Source organism: Brachyspira sp. SAP_772 (assembly GCF_009755885.1).
Taxonomy (GTDB): Bacteria; Spirochaetota; Brachyspiria; order Brachyspirales; family Brachyspiraceae; genus Brachyspira.
The window spans coordinates 202,977-227,436 of the sequence record NZ_VYIX01000001.1 but is presented as its reverse complement, the minus strand read 5'-3'; the positions used below and the strand labels follow the sequence as shown (position 1 = coordinate 227,436).

Below are 24,460 nucleotides of genomic sequence, written 5' to 3'. Positions count from 1 at the left end.
ATTGTAGCAGTATATTGTGTCAATAAAAATTTCATTAATGAAGAATAAAATTGATTATAATAATTTTAATATTTCAAATAACATTTTTAAACTAGGTTTAATAACAACTGAATATATATTATTTTTAAAAATATCTATTTTTTCTTATAATATTTTTTTACTAAATCAATCATTTTTTTATCCTTAATAGCCTCGGCATATTCTAAAACATTGTAGCTTTCTTTTATACTTCTGCCATAGTCATTATCAGGTTTCATTTTTATATTTAAATCCACTCCGTTTTTAAATAAATATTCAGCAACTTCATAATTATGTTGGTCTATAGCATGAAATATCGCAGTATAGTTTATATCATTAGGATAATAGTTCACATCAGCCCCATTTTCAACCAATGCCTTAACTATTTCTAAATTACCCGCACCTGCAGCAATCGCTATAGGAGGATAATAATCTAAAAATTTTGTATCTAAATCAGCACCATTATCTTTTAAGAGTTTTACCACTTTAGGAGTAGATGCTGCAAGTATAGTAGCAGGTGCAACCCCGCTATTATTTACAGCATTAACATCAGCCCCATTTTCTATTAAAAGTTTTGAAGCCTCATAAGGATTTTCTCCCGAAATTGCCCATAATAACGGAGTATCTCCATTCTCATAAGCTTTCAAATTAACATCTATTCCATTGTCTATCAAATATTTCATTATATTAATATTTCCCTTTTCAGAAGCATAAATAAGTGCACTTGCTCCCCAAGATGATTTTGCATTTATATCAGCATTGTTTTCTACTAATAAATTAAATATCTCTTCATTGCCTTTTTCGCATGCAATTATAATCATAGTTTTACCGTCTTTGTTTTTTATATTTATATCAGAGTCATGTTCTATTAGTAATTTTGCTATCTCTATATTGCCAGTCCTCACAGCTTCCATCAAAGCATTAAATCCGTCATTTGCTTTTAAATTAACTAAAGCCCCATTATCAATCAAAGCTTTTGCTATATCATAATGATTATATGATGAAGCTATCATTAGAGGAGTAGTATTAGCATAGTGAGTAACATCACCTATAATAATTTCGTCTTTTGAAGCAGCATTTATACCACCTTCATTTATTAATTCAATTATTTCAGCAACCCCTGTTTTATTTTTATTCTTTTCTAATAAACTTAATAATTCATTGCTTGGCTTTATTATTTCATTTGTAGTAGTGGTTAAACTATTTATTTTATCATTATTGCTCTTGGAATAAAGTGATGAAATTGCAATCATTAATATAAGCAGTATTTTCTTTTTCATATAATAACCTTTTTATTAATATATTTATATAGCAATGTAGGAACTAATTATAATAATCCATAATACTTTCATCATAAACCTCTTTTAATCATATTTGTGATTATACATTGTAGCGGTATATTGTGTCAATAAAAATTTCATTAATGAAGAATAAAAATTGATTATAATAATTCTATGGAATTGAGAATAATAATTTTAATGTTTCAAATAACATTTTAATTAGGTTTAATAATAACTAAATATATATTATTTTTGAAACTATTTATTTTTTATTATAATATTTTTTTACTATGTCAATCATTTTTTTATCTTGAATAGCCTCAGCATATTCTAAAACATTATAGCTTTCTTTTAGTATATCTTTATAAATATCAGAAGGTTTTAATACTATATTTAAATCTACACCGTTTTTAAATAAATATTCAGCAACTTCATAATTATGTTGGTCTATAGCATGAAATATCGCAGTATAGTTTATATCATTAGGATAATAGTTCACATCAGCCCCATTCTCAACCAATGCCTTAACTATTTCTAAATTACCCTCACCTGCAGCAATTGCTATAGGAGGATAATTATCTAAAAATTTTGTATCTAAATCGGCACCATTATCTTTTAAAAGTTTAACTACTTCAGGAACAGATAATGCAAGTATACTAGCAGGTGCAACTTCGCTATCATTTACAGCATTAACATCTGCACCATTTTCAATTAAAAGTTTTGAAGCTTCATAAGGATTCTCTCCAGAAACAGCCCAAAATAATGGAGTACTCCCATTATAATCCTCTTTTCCATTAACATCTATACCATTATCTATTAAATATTTCATTATGTTGATATTGCCTTTTTTAGAAGCATAAATAAGTGCACTCTCCCCCCAATATGATTTTGCATTTATATCAGCATTGTTTTCTACTAATAAATTAAACATTTCTTCATTGCCGTTTTCGCATGCAATTATAATCATAGTTTTGCCGTATTCATTTTTTATATTTATATCAGAATTATTGTTTATTAGTAATTGTGCTATCTCTATATTATCAGCTCTTACAGCTTCCATTAAAGCATTAAATCCATCGATTGCTCTTAAATTAACCAAAGCCCCATTATCAATCAAGGCTTTTGCTATATCATAATGACCAAATGATGATGCTATCATTAAAGATGTTGAATTGGGGTAGTATACTATATTTTCTATAATGATTGTACCTTTTAAAGCCGCATTTACACCGCCCTCATTTATTAATTCAATTATTTCAGCAACCCCTGTTTTATTTTTATTCTTCTCTAATAAAGCTAATAATTCGTCGCTTGGCTTTATTATTTCATTTGTAATTGATAAACTATTTATTTTCTCATTATTGCTCTTGGAATAAAGTGAGGAAATTGCAATTATTAATATAAGCAGTATTTTCTTTTTCATATAATAACCTTTTTATTAATATCTACTATTATATAGCAACGTAGACTAATACTCAATATTAATAAACTATTTTAAACTAACAAAATCTCCTTTGTAATTTATACGCAAATCTAAATAATTGCTTAACTTTATTCTATAGAAATTTGTTGTTTTATTTATTTCGTATATATGAACATCTCCATATCTTTTTATAATATTTCTTAGACTATTTGATATAGGTTTTGGCAATATATTATCTGATATATATTCATCGCTGCTAATATAATTCCAATTACCATTTCTATCAAAATCAATATAAGTTCCATTAGATAATTTTACTTCATATTCATCATTAATTTTATCTATATATATTATTTTTGCATTACGGAAGTAAAATTCTATTAATTTTCTAGCATTTTCAGGAAGTTTGCTAGGGGTTATTTTTATAGAGAATTGTAATTTAGCATTCATATTTAACCTCCATATTGTTATTTGTAAATTATCTTTACAATTATAATTATAGTCATAGATAGAGTTTTGTCAACATTATTTTACAAATAATTTACAAAAAATTTACAATTATTAACACTTTATACATGCTATATAATACATATAACACATAATATGTACAACTTTTATGTAATAAACAACATATTCGTCTTTACAATACTGCTAAATATATTCAAATACACAAAAAATGCTTGAAAAATATAACATTTTGCAATATAATTTTTTTGTAAAAATATTTAGTAAATATATTTTGCTTTAATATTGCTTATTTTAATTCTTTATATAGTAATAAAATAGGCAAGATTTTACAAAATATACATAATAATTGAAAAAATAATAATTTTTTATTAATAAATATAGTATCAAACTACGGAGTGTTAATCATGGAATATAATTTTACTACCATTGAAAAGAAGTGGCAGAAGTACTGGAAAGATAATCAATCTTTTAAAACAGTTTCTAAACCTACAGACAAAAAATATTATGTATTAGAGATGTTTCCTTATCCATCTGGAAAAATGCATATGGGACACGTTTCAAACTATACTATAGCTGACTCTATAGCTAGATACTATAAACTGTTGGGTTATGATATTTTACACCCAATGGGATGGGACGCTTTTGGTATGCCTGCTGAAAATGCTGCTATAGACAATAAAACCCACCCTGCTGAATGGACTTTAAAAAATATTGCCAATATGAAAGAGCAGTTAAATTTGCTTGGATACTCATACGACTGGGATAGAGAAGTTACCACTTGTTTGCCTGATTATTATAAATGGGGACAGTGGTTTATATTAAAAATGTATGAGAAAGGGCTTTTATATAGAAAAGGCGGAGATGTTAACTGGTGCGAGCATTGTAATACAGTGTTGGCAAATGAACAGGTTACTGCAGAAGGTACTTGCTGGAGATGTGATGGAGAGGTTACCAAAAAGAAGCTTGAACAATGGTATATAAAAGTTACTGATTATGCAGAGCAGTTAGATGCAGATTTGAAACTATTAGAAGGCTATTGGCCCGATAATGTTATAGCTATGCAAAAAAATTGGATAGGAAGAAGCGTTGGTGCATATATTAATTTTAATTTAGATGACGGTAAAGACTTCCCTATATTTACAACTCGTCCTGACACTATTTACGGTGTTACTTATATGGCTATAGCTTGGAATTATGACGGGCTTTTGGATATGTGTACTGCCGAACAAAGAAGTGCTGTAGAAGAGTTCATTAAAAAGTCTGCTAAGATTGACCAAAAAACAGACTACGAAAAAGAAGGTGTATTTACAGGAAGATATGTAGTTAATCCATTTAATGGAGAGAAAGCCCCTTTATATGCTGCTAATTTCGTTTTAGCTGAATATGGTAGCGGTGCAGTAATGGCTGTTCCTGCTCATGACCAGAGGGACTTTGAATTTGCTAAAAAATATAATATTCCTATAAAAGTTGTTATACAAAATGCTGACAATTCTATAAAAGCAGAAAGTATGACAGAAGCCTATGTAGAAGACGGAATAGTTGTTAATTCTGATATATTAAACGGGCTTTCTTCAAGAGATGCTATAAAAAGAGCAATAGAATATGCAGCAGAAAAAGGTTTTGGAAGAGAGCAAGTACAGTATAAACTTAGAGATTGGCTTATATCAAGGCAGAGATATTGGGGAAATCCTCTTCCTTTTATACATTGTGAGAAATGCGGGGTTGTACCTGTACCTGAAAGTGAGCTTCCTATAACACTTCCTATGGATATAGAGTTTACAGTTGGAGAGAATCCTCTTAAAAAATCTGCTTCATTTGTTAATACAACATGTCCAAAATGCGGTGCCCCTGCTAAAAGAGAAACTGACACTATGGACACATTTACATGCAGTTCTTGGTATTATGCTAGATATACAGATGCTCATAATGACAAAATGCCTTTTGACCCTGCTGCTGCTAATGCTTGGCTTGGTGTTGACCAATATATAGGCGGTATTGAACATGCTTGTATGCACCTTTTATATTCAAGATTCTGGTACAAGTTTATGAGAGATATAGGACTTATAAAAGGAGATGAGCCTTTCAATAGACTTCTTACTCAGGGTATGGTTTTAGCAAATAGTTATGAGGCTAAATCATTGAAGAAATTCTATACTCAAGAGCAGATGAACAATAAAGAATATGAAAAAGACGGCATTAAAAAAGAAGACATTATAGTAAAAATGGAAAAGATGTCAAAATCAAAAGCTAATGGAATTGATCCTGCTGAGATTATAGAGCTTTTCGGTGCTGATGCTGTTAGAATATTTGTTATGTTTGTTGCACCTCCAGAAAAAGACAAAGAATGGTCTGATGAAGGTGTTAAGGGCTCTGCAAGATTCTTAAACAGAATTTGGAACTTATTCTTAAAATACAAAGATGAAGAAGCTTTCAAAAATGCTAAATCATTTGACTATAATAATCTTTCAAAAGACGGACAAAAGTTATTTAGAAAATACAATAAAACTATTAAGAAAGTTACAATAGACATTAAAGACAGATTCCACTTTAATACTGCCATTGCTTCACTAATGGAGCTTTTAAACGACATGTCTACTATAAAATTAGCTAACAATGATGATTATGCTATGTTTAGAGAAGTGATTAGAGGATACTTAATTCTTCTTAACCCTATAGCTCCGCATATCACAGAAGAGCTTTATCAGATATTAAACTTCGGTAAAATGATAATTGAAGAGAGATGGGTTGAACATAATGAAGAATATTGCAAAGACGACACATTTGAATTAGTATTCCAAGTTAATGGTAAAATAAGAGACAGAGTAGAAGCTGATGTTAATATAAGCGAAGATGATGCAAAAAATCAGGCATTATCAAGCGAGAAAGTAAAACAGTTTACAGAAGGCAAAAACATTGTTAAAGTAGTTTATGTTAAAGGCAAGCTTGTAAACATAGTTGTAAAATAAAATATTTTTTACACAAATAAAATAAAGAAGAGTATAAAGTTATATTTGTACTCTTCTTTTTTATTATAATTTATAACTTTTTTAAAAATTATAAGTATTATTATTTATTAAAAATATTTTTTATTTCTCTAGCTAAATTTTCAGCTATTATTTTATGCGATTCTTTATCAAGATGTATTTGATCTTTTTCACTAGACTGCACTATACTTCCTAAATCAAAAAAATAAACTTTTTCTTGTTCTGCAAGCAATTTATATTTTTCAGGCAATTCTTTAGATATTTTTACAGAATTTTGATTAAACCCTGATAAGTCATTAACAATATCAACTTTATCTCCTATAGGAGGAGGGGCAAGCAATAAAATTTCAGGTTTTTTATACCCCATTGAATCTTCACTATTTCTAATTTTAAATATAATTCTTTTAATTCCCTTAGTAATTAAGTTAGAAGTAGCAGAAAAATGCACTTTAACATCGTTTGTACCTAAAGCTAGTATAATTAAATCTAATGGTTTATGTGTTGCTAATGCTATTTCTATATATGCTATTCCATTTCTACCAGACTCAAATGGATCATCAAATACAGTTGTTCTGCCATTCAAACCTTCCTCAATAATCCTATAATCATTCCCCAAAATATATTGTAATATTCCTGTCCATCTTTCATTTATAGAATATCTTTTATTAACTACTGGTATTAAACCAAATGTATTACTATCTCCATAGCATAGTATATTTAGCATAATCTTAATTTCCTATTAAAATTAATATTTGTTCTTAATAATATTAATAAAAATATATTTGTCAATATTAAAATAAACATATTATTTTTTATATACACTTCTATTATATTAGTATATAAGATTTTTACTAATTTCTATTTAGCTTACATTACATACCCCACCCTTTATTTTTCATTGTTTAATTTTGAAATTCTAATTTTATTTATTTTTATTGTTTAATAAGAATTAGCAAGCCCACCCAAGCTTTATTTAAATTAATAATCTATTCAACGCACGGTTAGATAATCACTGCTTATAAATGAAAATGTTTATAAAAAATTATTCCTAATTTATCATTTAATTTAACGTGCGGTATTGAAATAATTAAATTTTATTGTATTGAATTATTTTTTTTATTTTATATAATGTAATTATGTATATATTTGAATTTAAAGAAATAGGAAAAGAGTCTATTTGGGGCGGAAATACATTAGTTAAATCTTATTCTAAACCTTTTGATAAAGATAAGAATATTGGTGAAAGTTGGGAAATATGTGATTTAAAAAATGATAAAAATGTTGTTTCTAACGGTGAGTTTAAAGACAAAAATATATCATTTGTCATAGAACAGCTTGGAGAAAAACTTTTAGGAACTAATTGCAAAAATAATAAAGACTTTCCACTATTAATAAAATTAATAGATGTAAGAGATAAATTGTCAATACAAGTTCACCCAGATGAAGAATATGCTAATAAAAAACATAATAAGCATGGCAAAAATGAAATGTGGTATATTATGGAAGCGGATAAAAATGCTAAACTTCTAATAGGGTTAAAAAAAGGTATTGATAAAAATAAATTAAAAGAAGCTATAGAAAATAATGAAAACATAGAAAATATGTTTAATTATTTTGATGTAAAAAAAGGAGATGCTTTTTATATACCTAATGGATGCATACATGCTATAATAGGAGATATCTTAATAGCAGAAATACAAACGCCAAGCGATATTACATATAGGCTTTATGATTGGAATAGAGTAGATAAAAATGGAAACTCAAGAGAACTTCATATAGAAGATTCTTTTAATGTTATTAAAGATATAGATGCTTTTCAATTAAAGTCAAAGAAAGAAAATTTATTAAAAAAAGATAATATAGAAATAAATAATATATTTTCAAATGAATATTTTATAGTAGAAGAATATATTATTAAAAATAAATATACTTCTAAAACAAATAATAAAACATTTGAAATAATATTGGTAATAGAAGGAAATGGAACAATAGCAAGCGATGAAAATAGTGTTGAATTAGAAGCTGGAAAAACTGTTCTTTTACCTGCATATCTTGGAAAGTATAGCATTAATAGTGAAAAAGGTATAAAATTATTAAGAGTGACGGTTTAAGGAAAATTGTAGTTTTATGAATATAATAGAATTAAAAGATGTACATAAGAGTTTTGGCAGTCAAAAGGTATTAAATGGTGTCAATCTTATAGTTAACAAAGGAGAAACATTAGCAGTTATAGGCAATTCCGGCTGCGGTAAAAGTGTTCTTATAAAACACTTAATAGGATTGTTACAGCCAGATTCTGGAAGCATTATAATAGATGGAAATGATATAAATCAAATATCAGATAATGAGCTTACAGAGGTGAGAAAAAAGTTTGCTATGGTTTTTCAGGGAGCTGCTTTATTTGACTCTTTAAATGTTTATGAGAATGTAAGTTTTGGGCTTAGAAGAATAAAAAAAGGTATATCAGAAAGTAAAATAAAGGTAAAAGTAGCTGAAGTATTAGATATGGTAGGTATGCCAAATATAGAAAAGAAAATGCCTTCAGAATTATCTGGAGGAATGAAAAAACGTGTTGGGCTTGCTCGTGCTATTGCAATGGACCCTGAAATATTGTTGTATGATGAGCCTACTACTGGATTAGACCCCGTTATGTCTAGGGTAATAGATGATTTAATAGTAAAAATGCAAAATATACTTAATGTTACAAGCATAGTTATTACGCATGATATGACTAGTGTATTTAGAATGGCTGATAGAGTTGTTATGCTGCATAAGGGGCAGATTATAGAAGGCGGAGACCCTGACCATTTAAAAGAAATAGAAAACCCTCATTTAAAATTCTTTTTCATGAGCAGTATAGCAAAGAAGGGTGAAGATATAGAAAGTATTAGACCAAAAGATTAATTTATAAGGAAGTTTTATGAAAAACAAGGTAAAATTAGGAATATTTTTTATAGTTACTTTAGTTCTATTAATTGGAGCTATAACTGTATTTGGTAAGTTTAAATTAAAAGGTAATGGATATAGAATATATGTAGACTATGTATTTATTGGAGACTTGCTTGTAAATGGTAAAGTATCATATAGAGGAGGAGGTATTAATATTGGTTTCATAGAAGATATTAGTATTAATCCAGATGGAACTATAAGAGTAACTTTATTTATTACAGACAGAAAAGTTATATTACCAGAAGGCACAAGATTTACTATACAAACAGTAGGTTTGGGGCTTGGTGAAAAATATATTATGGCTACACCTCCAACAATTACAACATCAGGACTTAAATCTATAGAGCCAGAATCTGTTGTGCAAGGTGTAGAGCCTTTTAGCTTGGAAAGCACATTAGGTTCTATAGGAGATATTGGTAAAGATTTAAACTTTGAGCAATTTTCCGAAATATTTACTAATTTATCAAAAACTATTATAAGTATAACTCAAATCATAGGTACCAATGAGAAAACTATTACAGATGTAATTTCAAATTTTAATGAAAGTTTAGCACATATTAATTCTATTACAAAAGATTTATCTAGCATAATTAATGATGTAGAAAATGGTAAAGGTACAGCTGGAATCATTATGAAAGATACAAATATGCAAACAAATGTAGCTGCTATTATTGATAATATGAAAGTATTTAGTGAGAAATTAAGAGATAATCCTTCTGCATTATTATTTAGAGAGACTAGGACTAATAGATAATATAATTTTTTTAAGGAGTATCTAATTATGCCTATATTTAAAAAATTAAGTGATGAACAAAAACAAGAGCTAAGAGAGAAAAAAGAAATAGAGGCAAAGATAAACAAAATATCAAAATCTAGCTTAAATAGATGTATAAAAGATGCTGAATATATTGCAATTAAAGCAGGAAAATATTCTCTTAAGTTTTTTTCTTCTCCAAAGAAAATATCTCATAAGGGTAAAACAGATTTATTTACAGAGATTGATGTAAAAAATGAAAAAATGATAAGAGAATATTTAGCTAAAAAATATCCAAAATTTGGTTTTTATGGAGAGGAATCTGGACAAACTGATAATGATAAAGATTTTAACTGGATAGTAGACCCTATAGACGGAACTACTAACTTTATACATGGTTATCCATTTTACTGTGTATCTATCGGTTTAGCATATAAAAATATACCTATACTTGGTGTTGTTTATAATCCTATAACAGACACAGTATATAAAGCACATATAAAATCAAAAGCATATAAAAACAAAAAAGTAATTAGTGTAAGCAATAATAATAAATTAATAGACTCTTTAATAATTACAGGTTTTTATTATAACACTAGCACTGATGATGATTTTCTAAACAATAGAATGATAGATTTTGCTAATATGGTTAAAAGAAGTTTGGCAGTTAGAAGAGATGGTTCTGCGGCATTAGATATATGTATGGTAGCAGAAGGTATTGCTGACGGATTTTTTGAATATGGATTATCACCTTGGGATATATGTGCGGGTACTGTGATTTTGAAGCAAGCTGGCGGTATGGTAACAAACATTAACATGAAAGAATATGACATATTTTCAAAAAAACAATATGTAGCAAGTAATAAAAAAATTCATAAAGAAATGATAAAAGTACTTGAATAAGTTTTCAATAGATATAAAATATATATCAATATTTTTTAATATTTTTGTTTGAAGGAAAAATTTATGATAGAAGGTAAAAAAGGAAAGGTAATTCAAGTAGTAGGCTCAACATTGGATGCCGAATTTGAAGAAGGACATCTTCCTGCTATATTAAATGCTCTTTATATAGATAAAGAAGTAGAAGGAATAAAAAGACATATAGTCTGCGAAGTTCAGCAACATTTGGGAAGCGGAAGAGTAAGGGCTATAGCTTTAGAATCCACTGATGGTATATCTAGAGGAGATGATATAATAGACACAGGCAATCATATAATGGTTCCTGTTGGTAATGAAACTATAGGAAGAATATTTAATGTATTAGGACAAACAGTTGATAAAGGTGAACCTATCAATGCTAAAGAATATCGTTCAATACATGCTAATCCTCCTAAATTTGATTCATTGGAACCAAAACTTGAAATATTTGAAACTGGTATTAAGGTAATAGACTTACTTGCTCCATATATTAAAGGCGGTAAAACAGGACTTTTCGGAGGTGCTGGAGTTGGTAAAACTGTTCTCATAATGGAATTAATACATAATATTGCAAGCGAACATGGAGGATATTCTGTATTTGCTGGTGTAGGTGAAAGAACAAGAGAAGGAAATGACTTATGGTCAGAAATGAAAGAGTCTGGAGTTATTAATAAAACTTGTCTTGTTTATGGTCAGATGAATGAGCCTCCCGGTGCGAGACTTAGAGTAGCATTAACTGCTCTTACTATGGCTGAATATTTTAGAGATTCTGCTAATTTGGATGTGCTTTTATTTATAGATAATATATTTAGATTTACTCAGGCTGGAAGTGAGGTATCAGCGTTACTTGGACGTATGCCTTCAGCAGTAGGTTATCAGCCTACCCTAGCTACAGAAATGGGTGCTTTACAGGAGAGAATAACTTCTACTAAACATGGTTCTATTACTTCAATACAGGCAGTATATGTACCTGCAGACGACTTAACAGACCCTGCACCTGCTACAGCATTTACTCACTTAGACGCTACAACTGTACTCTCTAGGGAAGTAAGTGAAAAAGGTATTTATCCTGCAGTAGACCCTCTAGCTTCAACAAGCAGAATATTAGACCCTATAGTATTAGGTAAAGAACATTATGAGGTAGCTAGAAAAGTTCAGCATATATTACAAAGATATAGAGACTTACAAGATATTATTGCAATATTGGGTGCTGACGAGCTTTCTGAAGATGATAAATTAATAGTATCACGTGCTAGAAAAATAGAACAATTCTTAAGTCAGCCTTTCTTTGTAGCAGAACAATTTACAGGACTTCAAGGAAGATATGTTAAACTAGAAGACACTATTAGAAGTTTTAAAGGAATTTGTAATGGTGATTATGATGATTTACCAGATCAGGCATTTAGATTGGTAGGTTCTATAGAAGAAGCTATTGCTAAAGCTAAAACTATAAATGCTTAAATATTAATACACCCTTACCGATAATTATAACAATAATAATACTTTAGGTTGTTTGTATGCAATTAAATAAAAAAGAAATTTCTAGAAAAAATAAATTGAAGTTCTACATACCAATACATTTCTTAATAGTTGCTGTTGTATCTGTTGAATTATATTCAATACTATTAAGAACTATATATCAGTTGGGAAGTTCTTTAAGAGGATATGTATATTTATTTATTGTATTAATAGCATTAGGAATTTCTATAAGTTTATTTTTAGATTGTATAAAAGCAGAGAGAAAAAAATCTGTTATGCTTGGAAGGCTGTATGTTATAAAGACAGGTGTTGCTGTTGTATTAGTAGCTATAGTTTCATATACGATTTACCTAATAGAAGGAAGTATTAGCATTTTTGAAATAATTAATATAAGACTCATAATGGTAATATTTCTTATAACTTTTTCTATGGGGCTTGCTTCTCTTTCTTTTAACTTTTTGGTGGGACCCTTATATAGAAAAACTGGCTCTAAAGAATATTATTTACCTATGGGTTATAGTTTAGTGCCTATATTGATATCGGTAGTTATATTTATAATCACTTTAGTTAATGGTATGCATTATAGGGCTGAATCTTATCACTATGGGGCTTCTAATGCATCTAAAAAAAGAGAATATGCTAATGATTTTGTAAATGAGTTTGCAAGAAGAATAGATAAATATATTAATGTTACTACCGCCCTATCATACTATATAAATAATTATCCTAGAAATAATAATAATTTTAATGATAATATTAATATTATTAATAATTATATAAAAAAACAATATATAAATGATCCTGATATAATATCTTTTGCTATATATTTCTCAAACCTAGATAATATGGGAATGAATATAGATGATACTGCAGCAAGAAATTTATATGTAGATTTTGGCTATAAAGATAATAGCGTTACTAGAGTATATACAAATTATACTCCAAACATAGATAGAACTAAATTGAATCTGCTAACTAGTGAAACTAATTATTATGTAGACATTATAAGATATAATGATAGTTTTTATGTTTATAATCCCATTATTTATAATAACAATAATATAGGTTTTATTTTATTAGAAGTAAAAACTTCAATATATGAAGATTTATTAAATAATAATTTATATAAAGATAATTTAAATATATTTATTACAGATAGAGATTATAATATTAATGCTTTTAATAATCTCAATGAACTTCAAAATATGCAAAACATACTAGGAAATGTTGGAAACTCACTTCAAATTAGAGACGAACAAAACAATAGTAAAATAAATAGTGTTGTAGATGCTAAAATATTCTATAATGAAGCATTAAATTTATTATTTGTAAAATATTTATTATTCAATGATATATATGTAATAAATAGTTGGAGTTATCAGCCTGCATATCAAACAGATCCTGCTTTTAGAGAGGTATTATCTATTGCTAATTTATTTATATATCTAGGATTATTAATATTTTTAATTTCTATAATATTATTAATATACAATTTAAGAAGAACTTTAGTTGCTGCTAAAAACGTTTCTGAATCACTCAGTGAAGGCTCTGGTGATTTAACAATCAGACTTCCTATAGTTAATAATAATGAAACTGGTGAATTAGTTCATTCATTTAATAAGTTTTTAGATAAAATGCAAAACATTATCGTAACAATTAAAAACAATGCTTATACTATGACTGGAAACATACAAAATATGAGAGCTTCTATTAGTATGAGTATTAGTGATTTTAACACAATATATAAAGAGTTTGAAAAAGAATTTGAAAACTCTTCAAAAATATCAGCGTCCTCTTCTAATGCTGCAAGAGTGAGTTTTATGCAAAGAACTAAATTTAGCTCTGTTAATGAAACTATACAATTATTATTAGATAATATTAATGACATTACAGATAAAATAAAATCACAATCTGAAGCAATATCAAGAACAAGTACATCAGTTCAGCAGATGATAGCAAATATTGTTACAGTGAGCCAAGGAGCAAATAAAGCAAATACTTATGCAAAAGTATTATATACAGAAGCACAAGATGGAAGTAATATAGGAGAATCTGTTACAGAATCTATTCAAAGTATTAAAGAATATTCAAAACAGATTACAAACATCACTCAAGTTATACATAACATAGCAGAACAAACTAACCTACTTGCAATGAATGCTGCTATTGAGGCTGCTCATGCGGGTGAACATGGTAGAGGTTTTACAGTTGTTGCTGATAAGATTAGAAAATTGGCAGAAGATACAGATGAAAACTCTAAGATAATTGATGATATTATTGAAGAGACTACACAGGCTATTGACCATACTGTAGCTTTAGCATTTAAGAGTTCTGAATCTATGGAGAAGATACTTGAAGGTTCTAACACCATTGCTGATTTAATTGCTAACATATCTAATGCTAATGATGAACTTGATGTTGGAAGAAGGGATATATTAGCTAATATTTCAAACTTAAATAGTATTACTGAATATATTCAGGAATTATCTATAAAACAGATGCAGATGAGTTCTACTGTTGGGCAGAATATAACAAGCGTTGATAAGTTGGCTGAAGATGTGGTTAATGTTGTAAATACTACTGAAAGTGATATTAAAAGACTTGTTAACTCTATAGAAAATGTAAGTGAGTTGTCTAATGCTAGCAGTGCTAGTATGGAGACTATGGATAAGAGAATAAAAGAATTACAATATATATTCTTACAATTATATAAATCTGTTATTTCATTTAAGACAGAAAAAACTGAAGAAGATTTACAGAAAGAAGCTAAGGCTTTGGATAAATTAAAGTTAAAACTAGAACAGAGAGCTCAAAAACAAAAAATGAAAGAAGAGAAAAAGAAAATGAGAAATAAAGGTTAATATGAGTAAAATAAAATTTATATTAATTTTAACGATATTTATTTTTAATATTTCTTATACTCAAACGATATCGCATAAATTCTTTTGGAATCTCAAAGTTGGAGAGAGAATTGAATCTGTAAAAACTGCTGATGTAGAATATTATGAAAACGGTTTATTAAAAAAAACTTATAAAGAAAGAAACATTGTAGATTTAACAGTTATAGCAATAGCTCCTAAGGGCGGATATAGAGTAAGTGGAGTATTTAAAATCTTTAGGCTATATGACAAAGATAGTGTTTTTCATTTGGAAGAAGAATATTCAAGTGATTTTATAATACACACTAATGGTACATTTGAAGTGCCTTATAATTATTTTATGCCGAATGTAAGACATATTCCTACATTCCCAGACAAAGAAATACCTCTCACTCATTCTTGGAATAGTGAAGCTATGGAGATAGTAAAAGTTAATAATGCCCCTAATCTTGCTATGGCATTATCTTCCGATTATTTATTTGCCAACATTGAAACAAATGAAAATAATGACCCTCTTGCTGTTATACAATATCATATCATGACTGATAAAGATTTACTTCAGGCAGGACTTTCTAGAAATGGTTATCCTGAGAGAATATATGGTTTTAATTATGGAACTTTTTTGTGGGATATGAATAAAAATATACCTGTATCACAAACTGAGAGATATCAGATATTATTTGGATATGGCAAAAACTTATCTTTTCTTAGTTTGCAATACAAGATGAATATTATAAGCACTTATAAAATTTATAATACTCTTACAGAAGAAGAAAATGAATTAAACAGAAAAAAGTTAGAAGATAATCTTAATGATGATGTTGTAGTTGATACTGTTCCCGAGGGGTTGGTAATTAGGCTTGGGGAGATTTTATTTGATACGGATTCTTATACACTTAGAGAAGATGCCAAAGACACTGTTGATAATATTATAAATGCCATTAAAGAAACTTATCCAGACAGAGAAATTATAGTTGAAGGACACACTGATAACACAGGAGAAGCAAATTATAATCAAACCCTATCAGAAAGAAGAGCAAAAACTGTAGCAGATTATATTTTGCCAAAACTCGACCATGATAAATTGTCTTATAGAGGTTTTGGGGATAAAGAGCCTATAGCTTCAAATGATAATCCAGATGGAAGACAAAAAAATAGAAGAGTAGATATTATAATAAAATTAAGATAGGCCTGTAAAAATATATTTTTTACAAGCCCAATAATGTATTTTTATATATTCTTCGTGTTGTCTAAATTATTATTATAAGAACTTCCATTCAAGCCCTATATCCATTTGAATAGCAAACTTATATTGTATATGTTTCTCTACAAGCCAAGTACCCAACTTCACATTAGCAAAAGGAGTAAGACTAGGAACTTTTTCTATAGGTTTCTTATAGCTGTAGGCTGCAAATAACCCTACTCTAAATAAATCTTTACTTGAAATCATATGCTCTATTGTGCTATTGATAGCAAAAGCCATACCCCACTCTCTCATGCTGTAACCTAATTTTATATCATGATTAAAGTACCAATCTTCTGCCTTTACAACTATAGCCTCTCTAGGCAAGTATACAAAATTAGCTTTATCAACTCCAAATGCTCTTATATAGCTTATATATGGAGTGTATATTAAAGCTAATAAACCCGGTCCTGCTGGTCCTCCCATTGTAAGTGTAGGAGCCATTTGAAAATATATTGTATTTCCGCCTACATACTGAGGTTTTTTAGTCATTGGATTAAGACCTGTAAATGGCGGAAGTGCATGATTAAACTCTTTTGTGTTGCTATCTACCAAAGTAGGTCTTCCGGGGTCTGCTAAACCTGCCTCATATGTAAACTTAAATAAAAACTTTAATGCTATTAGAGGCTGAAACTCAACATAGGCTGATGTTCTTGAAAAGCTGCTGAACTCCTGTTCTATGCCGGCAAGCAGATAAGAATCAGCAAAGAAGAAGTTGTTTCTCTCTCTAAATAAAGCTTTTTTATAAAACACTTGACCTTGATACAATGCCCCAAAGTGATTCCATCTTCCTAAGAAGTGATTGGAAAAATACCAGCCCTCATCAGAAGTATCTGTCAAATCTCTTTGAGGCGTTGCATTGTCTTGTGCTATTAACGGCAAACTCATAATTAAACTAAGCATAATAATTAATAATTTTTTCATAAAACCTTCCTTATCACCTATAAAAATATATTCTCTTATCATACTTAGTCTAACCTTCTTAACTCATTTTTATTTAATGGCGTATATTTAGAAACTTCATTAGCAGGCACTTTTTTCCAAGTAAGTGTCTTACCAAAAAGCCCGCCGCCATCTACACTGGCTCTTAATTTTATCTCTTGCTTATTATCAGATAAATCTATTTTAGCATTATACACTTTTCCCTGCTCTGGATTGTAGACTTTACCATTTTTCCACTCTCCGCTTTTGAACTCTAAGTTATATAAATATACTAATCCTTTTAATGGCAAGTTTCTTAATTCTTTCTTTGGATTATTAACATCATACACAACATCATTAGAATTAGTATAAGCAAATGAATAAGCATAATATTTATTGTTTTCTTTGAATATCTCTATAACTGCAATTCTGTTTTTGGCATCAGCATGACTATACCATAAACCAACTATATCATCAGCATTCTGTGCTAAAGCTATTATATTAAATAACATAGTAAAAGCTAATACTTTTATAATCAAATTCCTTTTCATTTTTTCTCTCCTTAATTTGTTTTTTATTATCTTGCTGGCATTATTTTAATACCAACAAGATATTTATTTTGAGATTTATATTACTTAAAAAGATTAATTATCGCAGGAAGCCAATGATGTATTGTTCCAAGAGCTGTACCGAATGCTGTACAAAGGAGTAATCTTAAAACCACATAAGCCTTTATAGGGAACAATATATTTCTTGCTGCCAAATATCCGCTTAATAAAGCTCCTGTAAATCCTCCGCCCGGGAATCCCCAAGCACTAGCAAAGTGAAGATTTTTCACTGTAGGAGATACTCTCACACTGCGGCTTTTTTTCAAATATCCATCTTGAGCAAAACCATATGCTGTACCGTCTGGAGTTTTAATATATCTCTTTATTGTTTTTGGTGTAGCTACTTCATAATATTCAATATTCTCTCTAAATCCCGGATAATGTTTCTCTGCTCTCTCTATCAATTTTTCTGCTAACTCTTTCTTTTTAGCTTTATATTCCTCATCGCTTAAATCTTTCCACTCATCTAAGAATGAAGGGCCTGTTAGTACAGCAAATGAACGCTCATCTCCCTCTTCTACAAGCCCGCTATCTATTGCTGAATAATCTACAAATACAAAGTTTCTATCTTCTACTGGTATATCTCTTTGTCCTTTAGCATCTTCTTTAAATGTGGTGTTCAATGTTTTCTCTGTAGTTATAAATGTAGAGTAGGCATTATTAGGGTAGAGCTCTGAGAACTTTTTCTTAAATATTATGTAAACTGTGTATAATGATACAGAGTTTTTAAGTTTATTTATTCTTTTGTCTTCATATCCTTTTGGCAATAATTCATCATAAACCACTTTAGGAGCAGCATTTGCTATTATATAATCACCATATACTGTTACTTCTTCTTTTGCTCTTTTATCAAAATAAGTTACTCCCTCAGCAATATTGCCTTTTACATTTATCTTTTTTACCTCAGAAGAAACTTTTACTTCGCCGCCATTTTCTCTTATTATATCAGCTAAAGCATTTGATAAGCTTTGACTTCCGCCTTTAATAAAACAAGCAGAATTATAATAAGCTCCCTGAGCACAAGCATGATAATACCAACTAAACTTATATGGGTTATCATGATAATAAGTAATATTAATGTTTAATATTCTTTTTAATTTATCACTTTTTATCATAGAGTCCAACACATCACCTAATTTCTTTTGTGTAAATAGATGATACAAGTTCATAGGGAATGTTGTTATAGGGTAAAAGAAGAAATCAAAGAACTTCAAATCATAAGGCACTCTTCTTATCATATACATCATTCTTGAAAGTCCAGCAAAATATTTTCTTATGCCTTGCTTTTCTTCTGGGAACTCTTTTTCTAAAGTGTTTATAACATTTTCATAACCTTCTGGTATTACTAAATCAGTGTCTTCACTTTTTATTCTCCAAGTTTGAGGAAGCTTTACTAAATCAATTCTGTCATAAAGACCTAATTTATTGAATATTACATGCTTCATATCTCTGCTTTTTTTGCCCATATCCATTTCATGAAGCCCAACTTCAAACTTAACATTTTTTCTTTTAAATACTGTGGCACAACCGCCTACTATATTATGGCTTTCTAAAACCAATACTTTTTTTCCTTGTTTTGCTAAATAAGCTCCAGATGTTAATCCTCCTAATCCAGAACCTATAATTACTATATCATATTTATTATTTTCCATTTTTATCTCCTTATAAAAAGAATCTTTATAAGCATTTTTAATCATTTTTGCTTATATACAAATGATAATATAAAATTATAAAAATACAAGCGTTTTTTTATGAAAATGCGTATATCTAAGTGGCATTTCAGTAAATTTTATGAACTTTTTAGGTATTTGTATAAAATGTAGCGTAAAATATTATGATGTTTTGATATTTTTATTAAAAATTATGGATTATTGTATTGTTTTTGTGAATATTTTTAAGTTTATTAAGTAATTTACTCTTCTTTTTTTATGTCGGATACTATATTTTCTATAGAGTTTTTATTAAGAAAATCTATTTTTTTGCCGTAATTTTTTAGAAGCATCTGTTCATCTTCTGTTTTTACTGATTTGCTTGATATTATAGTTTTTAGCATATGCATCATTAAAGCATGATGTATTTTTAATTTATCAAAATCTATGCATCCTCTTAAGAAATAAAACTTTATATTCTCTTTTTCATTAGGTTTAAAATTTTTATCTAATGAAGCATTATAAATATCTTTGTCATTAGGATCGCCTATACCTATAACAACACAATATATTTTTTTATTATTATGTAAACTATTATAAAGCTTTCTAATAGTTTTTATAGCAGATAACTTTCCAGCATATAATGCACTTACAAATATTATTTTGTTATAATCATTTAAAGTATTTAAAGAAACATGCCCAATTTCAAATATATCAGCATGCAATTTATCTGAAATCCATTTAGAATATGTTTTAGAAGAACCATATTTACTTTTATAAAGTACAGCAATATCTTTTGGCATATCCTTATAATATAATAAATAATTTTTTTTTGCAATAACTAATAATTATTTTTATATTAATAATAGATTTAATGAATGTATTTTTTATTTAAAAAAAGAGCAGCTATTATTTTTTTAACAATAGCTACCCTAAAACTTATAAAACTATATTTTATGAATTATGCTCTTCTTTATCTAAATTTCCTACAAACTTATCAAAAGTATGAAGATTTCTTCCCTCCAAATCACCTAAAATCTTTATTCTTTTAATAATGTCATTAAATAATTCCTCTTCTTCAAGCTGCTCCTCAACAAACCACTCCAAAAACTTTAATGTAACATAATCTTTATCATCCATTGCCTTACCTACTAATTTATTAATACAATTAGTAATATACTCTTCATGCTTAATTATTTTTTCAAATAGCTCTGCTACAGAATTAAAATTACATTCAGGAGCTTTCATCTCTCCCATTATAGCCTGACCGCCAGCTTTATTGATATACTCTCTAAACTTCTCTAAATGTGTATGCTCTTCTGCTGAGTGATTATATAGGAAGCTGCTGCATCCTTTTAATCCTTGTTTCTCGCACCATCCAGCCATGTTGAAGTATAGATTTGCTGAATAATGCTCCTCGTTTAGATGGTCATTTAATAATTTTACTGTTTCTTCTTTGATTATAGGCATAGTAGACTCCTTTTTGTTAGAAATTATAGATATTATTTTAGAGTATTCTAACATTTTTTGCAAGACTTTTATATCATAAAATATAAAAAAATGCTTGATTTTTTATCATTCTACTAATAGAATGTATAAGTATATTTTTTAAAAACAATTTTATTAAATGGAGAAATAATAATTATGAGTTTCAGAGAAAATAGTTCTTTAAGAAGCGACAGAGTATTAAAGGGTGATGAAAGAGCACCAAACAGATCTTTATTCTACTCTATGGGTTATACTGATGAAGAATTAAAAAGACCTCTGATTGGAATTATTTCTGCATATAGTGAAATTGTACCTGGACATATACATCTTGACAAACTCTCTCAGGCTGTTAAGGCTGGAGTATTAATAGGCGGAGGTACACCTATACTTATACCTTCTATAGGTGTTTGTGATGGAATAGCTATGGGGCACTTGGGAATGAGATATTCGCTTCCTTCAAGAGAGTTAATAGCTGATTCTGTTGAAAGCATGGTTATAGCACATGGATTAGACGGCGTTGTGCTTGTACCTAACTGCGATAAAATAGTTCCGGGCATGATAATGGGACTTTTGAGAATGAATATACCGGGAATAGTGATAAGCGGTGGTGCTATGCTTCCGGGAGAGCATGGAGACAGTAAAGTTAGTTTATCAAATATATTTGAAGCTGTTGGAGCAAAAAAGGCTAATCTTATAAATGATGCTGAATTAGAGGAATATGCTCAGCATACATGCCCTAGCTGCGGTTCTTGTGCTGGTATGTATACTGCTAATAGCATGAACTGTCTTTCTGAGGCATTAGGTATAGCACTTCCTGGAAACGGCACAATACCTGCTGTTTATTCTGCTAGAACATTACTTGCTAAAAAAGCTGGTATGCAGGTTATGGAATTATTAAAAAAAGATATAAAACCATTAGATATAATAACTCCAGAATCTTTTAAAAATGCACTTGCTGTTGACATGGCATTAGGCTGTTCTACAAATAGCGTACTTCACTTGCTTGCTATAGCTAATGAGGCAGGAATAGAATTAGATTTAAAAATCATAAATGAAGTAAGCGACCGCACTCCTAATCTTTGCCATTTAGCACCTGCTGGACACAACTATATAGAAGATTTATATAAAGCCGGCGGAATACCTGCTGTTATGAAAGAGCTTGATAAGGGAGGATTTATAAATACTTCTCTTCTCACTGCTACAGGTAAAACAATAGCCGAAAATATAAAAGATGCTGTTAATAAAAATAATAATGTTTTAAGAAATATAGAAAACCCTTATAGTAAAACAGGCGGTATAGCAATACTTTGGGGAAATATAGCAAAAGACGGATGCGTTGTTAAGCGTTCTGCTGTTGCTGATGAGATGCTTGTACATAAAGGCCCTGCAAGAGTGTTTGACAGCGAAGAAGAGGCAATATCTGCTATATATGCCGGTAAAATAAACAAAGGCGATGTTGTAGTTATAAGATATGAAGGACCTAAGGGCGGACCCGGTATGCGTGAGATGTTAAACCCTACTTCTGCTCTTGCTGGTATGAAGCTTGATAAAGATGTTGCATTAATCACTGACGGAAGATTCTCTGGTGCTTCAAGAGGTGCTTCTATAGGTCACGTTTCACCAGAAGCTGCTAGCGGAGGCGAAATAGCATTCATAAAAGAAAATGACATCATTAGTATAGACATTCCTAATCATAAAATCAATTTAGAAATCTCTGATGAAGAAATGGAAAAGAGAAGAAAAGAGATTGCCATTAAACCTTTAGAGGAAATTAGAGGCTGGCTTGGAAGATATAGAAAACTTGTTCAGTCTGCTAATACTGGTGCTGTATTGAAATAATTAAAAATAATTTTTAATAAAATGATGTTATGGGTATTTAATCCTATAACATCGAATAAGCACTAAAAAATCTAAAAGTCATTATAAAAAATTACAGACTGCTTGAATATCTATCTTTTAAGCCAGGATAAAAATTGTTTAGTTTATAGCTGATATAAGCTTAGACTAAATTTATTTTAAATAAAATTTTTAAAAGGAGAGAAATATGATTATTAGAAATTAATTTTATAAAGTAATAAACTTGTTTTATAATTGATTAAAGATATTGTAAAACTATATTATTAAATATTTATATTGTTTTTAGTTAGATATTTAGTATATAAAATATAATTAGTATTACTTTCTTAATTTGCACTTTTTGGTTCTTTTTGCTGCGGGAAAAAGAACAATAAATTTTTATGTTTTTATTATTTGTGGTGGCTTTGCCCCCTGCGAAGCGTGCCCGCAGGGTACACACCCCCACTTCTTTTATTGGTATAAAAGAAGCAAAAGAACTGCATTTTTAAATACTAAAATATATTAAATATTATTTAATCAATATTAATAAGTTTTGAAACAAATCTAATATAAAAACAATAAAACAAAAACTAATAAAAAAGGATATTAAAATGAAAACATTAAAACAAATAAGTAATTTCTTCGGTAAACATATGTCAGTTATAGTATTAGTAGTGGCTGCATTAGCTTTATTTTTCCCAAAATCTGTAAGCTTCATAAAAACTAGTTATGTTAACTACCTTCTTATGACTTCAATGTTCTGTATGGGTATAACATTAAAACTTGAAGATTTCAAAGTGTTATTTACAAGACCAAGAGATATAGTGATAGGGGCAATAGCACAATTTACTATAATGCCTTTACTTGCATTCTTACTTTCTTTAGCTTTCAGACTTCCTCCTGAACTTGCAATAGGGGTAATACTTGTAGGTACTTGCCCGGGGGGAATATCTTCTAACGTTATAACCTATTTAGCTAAAGGAGATGTGCCTTTGTCTGTAGGTATGACTTCCGTATCAACAATACTTGCTCCATTAGCAACTCCGCTTCTTACCCTACTCTATGCTGGAGAAAAAATAGATGTTAATGCTATGAGCATGTTTATATCAATACTTCAAGTTGTAATAGCTCCTATAGTATTAGGATTCGTTATAAATAAATTCTTTCACAAATTTGTTGAACATTTCAAAGATGTGCTACCTTTAATATCAGTAGTGGCAGTTGTGGCAATAGTAGCTGCTGTAGTATCTTCAAACTCTCAAAGACTTATGCAGGTTGGTCATTTAGTAGTTATAGTTATAATAATACATAACACTTTAGGATATATGCTTGGATATTTACTAGGAAAGGTTTGCAAGTTTAATAATGCTAAATGCAAAACCATATCTATAGAAGTTGGCATGCAAAATGCAGGATTAGCTTCATCGCTTGCTTCAACACATTTTGCTTATATGGCACTTGCAGCAGTACCCGGTGCTATAGGAAGTGTATGGCATTGTATATCAGGTTCAATAGTTGCTAATATAATGGCTGCAAGAACAAAAGAGTAAAATTGTTATTAAG

General features: G+C 29.0%; 19 protein-coding genes. 10 read left to right on the top strand and 9 right to left on the bottom strand.

From position 1 onward, the window contains the following. Positions 1-134 precede the first annotated feature (134 nt). The 3 genes from GQX97_RS00945 to GQX97_RS00935 form a co-directional block, all read right to left on the bottom strand. Positions 135-1,298 (bottom strand): ankyrin repeat domain-containing protein, encoded by a 1,164-nt coding sequence (locus GQX97_RS00945; protein WP_157150096.1) that lies wholly within the window; start codon positions 1,296-1,298, stop codon positions 135-137. 262 nt (positions 1,299-1,560) lie between these two features. Continuing rightward, positions 1,561-2,721, bottom strand: a complete 1,161-nt coding sequence (locus GQX97_RS00940; protein WP_157150095.1) for an ankyrin repeat domain-containing protein — start codon at positions 2,719-2,721, stop codon at positions 1,561-1,563. 66 nt (positions 2,722-2,787) lie between these two features. Continuing rightward, positions 2,788-3,171: a PepSY-like domain-containing protein gene (locus GQX97_RS00935; protein ID WP_157150094.1), complete on the bottom strand. Its 384-nt coding sequence runs from the start codon at positions 3,169-3,171 to the stop codon at positions 2,788-2,790. 422 nt (positions 3,172-3,593) lie between these two features. On the opposite strand from GQX97_RS00935, the gene leuS reads away from it, so the two are divergent. Then, complete coding sequence (gene leuS / locus GQX97_RS00930; protein ID WP_157150093.1) at positions 3,594-6,155, top strand: leucine--tRNA ligase; 2,562 nt, start codon at positions 3,594-3,596, stop codon at positions 6,153-6,155. A 100-nt stretch (positions 6,156-6,255) separates the two neighbouring features. Here the strand turns inward: leuS and GQX97_RS00925 are convergent, their stop codons facing one another. Beyond that, on the bottom strand, positions 6,256-6,897 hold the full coding sequence (locus GQX97_RS00925) for an SGNH/GDSL hydrolase family protein (RefSeq protein ID WP_157150092.1): 642 nt from the start codon (positions 6,895-6,897) through the stop codon (positions 6,256-6,258). Positions 6,898-7,309: 412 nt separating this feature from the next. Here GQX97_RS00925 and GQX97_RS00920 point away from each other — a divergent pair, with 412 nt between their 5' ends. The 7 genes from GQX97_RS00920 (at position 7,310) to GQX97_RS00890 (ending at position 16,341) form a co-directional block, all read left to right on the top strand. Beyond that, the gene (locus GQX97_RS00920) at positions 7,310-8,284 is read left to right on the top strand and encodes a type I phosphomannose isomerase catalytic subunit (RefSeq protein ID WP_157150091.1); all 975 of its coding nucleotides are present in this window, start codon (positions 7,310-7,312) and stop codon (positions 8,282-8,284) included. A 16-nt stretch (positions 8,285-8,300) separates the two neighbouring features. Continuing rightward, positions 8,301-9,077 (top strand): ABC transporter ATP-binding protein, encoded by a 777-nt coding sequence (locus tag GQX97_RS00915; RefSeq protein ID WP_157150090.1) that lies wholly within the window; start codon positions 8,301-8,303, stop codon positions 9,075-9,077. 16 nt (positions 9,078-9,093) lie between these two features. Then, complete coding sequence (locus GQX97_RS00910) at positions 9,094-9,876, top strand: MlaD family protein (RefSeq protein ID WP_157150089.1); 783 nt, start codon at positions 9,094-9,096, stop codon at positions 9,874-9,876. A gap of 27 nt (positions 9,877-9,903) precedes the next feature. After that, entirely contained in the window at positions 9,904-10,779 is an 876-nt protein-coding gene (locus tag GQX97_RS00905; RefSeq protein WP_157150088.1) for an inositol monophosphatase family protein, read from the top strand. 63 nt (positions 10,780-10,842) lie between these two features. Further along, a complete protein-coding gene (gene atpD / locus GQX97_RS00900) occupies positions 10,843-12,255 on the top strand; it encodes a F0F1 ATP synthase subunit beta (RefSeq protein ID WP_157150087.1) in 1,413 nt (470 codons plus the stop codon). Positions 12,256-12,311: 56 nt separating this feature from the next. Next, positions 12,312-15,134: a methyl-accepting chemotaxis protein gene (locus GQX97_RS00895; protein WP_157150086.1), complete on the top strand. Its 2,823-nt coding sequence runs from the start codon at positions 12,312-12,314 to the stop codon at positions 15,132-15,134. 1 nt (position 15,135) lies between these two features. Then, positions 15,136-16,341 (top strand): OmpA family protein, encoded by a 1,206-nt coding sequence (locus GQX97_RS00890; protein ID WP_157150085.1) that lies wholly within the window; start codon positions 15,136-15,138, stop codon positions 16,339-16,341. A gap of 72 nt (positions 16,342-16,413) precedes the next feature. On the opposite strand, the gene GQX97_RS00885 is transcribed toward GQX97_RS00890, so the two are convergent. The 5 genes from GQX97_RS00885 to GQX97_RS00865 form a co-directional block, all read right to left on the bottom strand. Continuing rightward, entirely contained in the window at positions 16,414-17,319 is a 906-nt protein-coding gene (locus GQX97_RS00885; protein ID WP_157150084.1) for a hypothetical protein, read from the bottom strand. A gap of 44 nt (positions 17,320-17,363) precedes the next feature. Beyond that, positions 17,364-17,867, bottom strand: coding sequence for a DUF2147 domain-containing protein (locus tag GQX97_RS00880; protein ID WP_157150083.1), 504 nt, complete (start codon positions 17,865-17,867; stop codon positions 17,364-17,366). 80 nt (positions 17,868-17,947) lie between these two features. Beyond that, on the bottom strand, positions 17,948-19,576 hold the full coding sequence (locus GQX97_RS00875) for an NAD(P)/FAD-dependent oxidoreductase (protein ID WP_157150082.1): 1,629 nt from the start codon (positions 19,574-19,576) through the stop codon (positions 17,948-17,950). Between the two features lie 260 nt (positions 19,577-19,836). Beyond that, a complete protein-coding gene (locus GQX97_RS00870) occupies positions 19,837-20,376 on the bottom strand; it encodes a flavodoxin domain-containing protein (protein WP_157150081.1) in 540 nt (179 codons plus the stop codon). A gap of 151 nt (positions 20,377-20,527) precedes the next feature. Beyond that, positions 20,528-21,043: a ferritin gene (locus GQX97_RS00865; protein WP_157150080.1), complete on the bottom strand. Its 516-nt coding sequence runs from the start codon at positions 21,041-21,043 to the stop codon at positions 20,528-20,530. Positions 21,044-21,217: 174 nt separating this feature from the next. Here GQX97_RS00865 and ilvD point away from each other — a divergent pair, with 174 nt between their 5' ends. Together ilvD and GQX97_RS00855 are read left to right on the top strand one after the other, a co-directional pair. Further along, a complete protein-coding gene (gene ilvD, locus GQX97_RS00860; RefSeq protein WP_157150079.1) occupies positions 21,218-22,900 on the top strand; it encodes a dihydroxy-acid dehydratase in 1,683 nt (560 codons plus the stop codon). Between the two features lie 608 nt (positions 22,901-23,508). Further along, positions 23,509-24,447, top strand: coding sequence for a bile acid:sodium symporter family protein (locus GQX97_RS00855; RefSeq protein ID WP_157150078.1), 939 nt, complete (start codon positions 23,509-23,511; stop codon positions 24,445-24,447). Positions 24,448-24,460: the final 13 nt, after the last annotated feature.

Excerpts from the sequence above, each read along its gene's own strand:
- GQX97_RS00945 (WP_157150096.1), bottom strand. The coding sequence starts at position 1,298 with ATGAAAAAGAAAATACTGCTTATATTAATGATTGCAATTTCATCACTT.
- GQX97_RS00940 (WP_157150095.1), bottom strand. The coding sequence starts at position 2,721 with ATGAAAAAGAAAATACTGCTTATATTAATAATTGCAATTTCCTCACTT.
- GQX97_RS00935 (WP_157150094.1), bottom strand. The coding sequence starts at position 3,171 with ATGAATGCTAAATTACAATTCTCTATAAAAATAACCCCTAGCAAACTT.
- leuS (WP_157150093.1), top strand. The coding sequence starts at position 3,594 with ATGGAATATAATTTTACTACCATTGAAAAGAAGTGGCAGAAGTACTGG.
- GQX97_RS00925 (WP_157150092.1), bottom strand. The coding sequence starts at position 6,897 with ATGCTAAATATACTATGCTATGGAGATAGTAATACATTTGGTTTAATA.
- GQX97_RS00920 (WP_157150091.1), top strand. The coding sequence starts at position 7,310 with ATGTATATATTTGAATTTAAAGAAATAGGAAAAGAGTCTATTTGGGGC.
- GQX97_RS00915 (WP_157150090.1), top strand. The coding sequence starts at position 8,301 with ATGAATATAATAGAATTAAAAGATGTACATAAGAGTTTTGGCAGTCAA.
- GQX97_RS00910 (WP_157150089.1), top strand. The coding sequence starts at position 9,094 with ATGAAAAACAAGGTAAAATTAGGAATATTTTTTATAGTTACTTTAGTT.
- GQX97_RS00905 (WP_157150088.1), top strand. The coding sequence starts at position 9,904 with ATGCCTATATTTAAAAAATTAAGTGATGAACAAAAACAAGAGCTAAGA.
- atpD (WP_157150087.1), top strand. The coding sequence starts at position 10,843 with ATGATAGAAGGTAAAAAAGGAAAGGTAATTCAAGTAGTAGGCTCAACA.
- GQX97_RS00895 (WP_157150086.1), top strand. The coding sequence starts at position 12,312 with ATGCAATTAAATAAAAAAGAAATTTCTAGAAAAAATAAATTGAAGTTC.
- GQX97_RS00890 (WP_157150085.1), top strand. The coding sequence starts at position 15,136 with ATGAGTAAAATAAAATTTATATTAATTTTAACGATATTTATTTTTAAT.
- GQX97_RS00885 (WP_157150084.1), bottom strand. The coding sequence starts at position 17,319 with ATGAAAAAATTATTAATTATTATGCTTAGTTTAATTATGAGTTTGCCG.
- GQX97_RS00880 (WP_157150083.1), bottom strand. The coding sequence starts at position 17,867 with ATGAAAAGGAATTTGATTATAAAAGTATTAGCTTTTACTATGTTATTT.
- GQX97_RS00875 (WP_157150082.1), bottom strand. The coding sequence starts at position 19,576 with ATGGAAAATAATAAATATGATATAGTAATTATAGGTTCTGGATTAGGA.
- GQX97_RS00870 (WP_157150081.1), bottom strand. The coding sequence starts at position 20,376 with ATGCCAAAAGATATTGCTGTACTTTATAAAAGTAAATATGGTTCTTCT.
- GQX97_RS00865 (WP_157150080.1), bottom strand. The coding sequence starts at position 21,043 with ATGCCTATAATCAAAGAAGAAACAGTAAAATTATTAAATGACCATCTA.
- ilvD (WP_157150079.1), top strand. The coding sequence starts at position 21,218 with ATGAGTTTCAGAGAAAATAGTTCTTTAAGAAGCGACAGAGTATTAAAG.
- GQX97_RS00855 (WP_157150078.1), top strand. The coding sequence starts at position 23,509 with ATGAAAACATTAAAACAAATAAGTAATTTCTTCGGTAAACATATGTCA.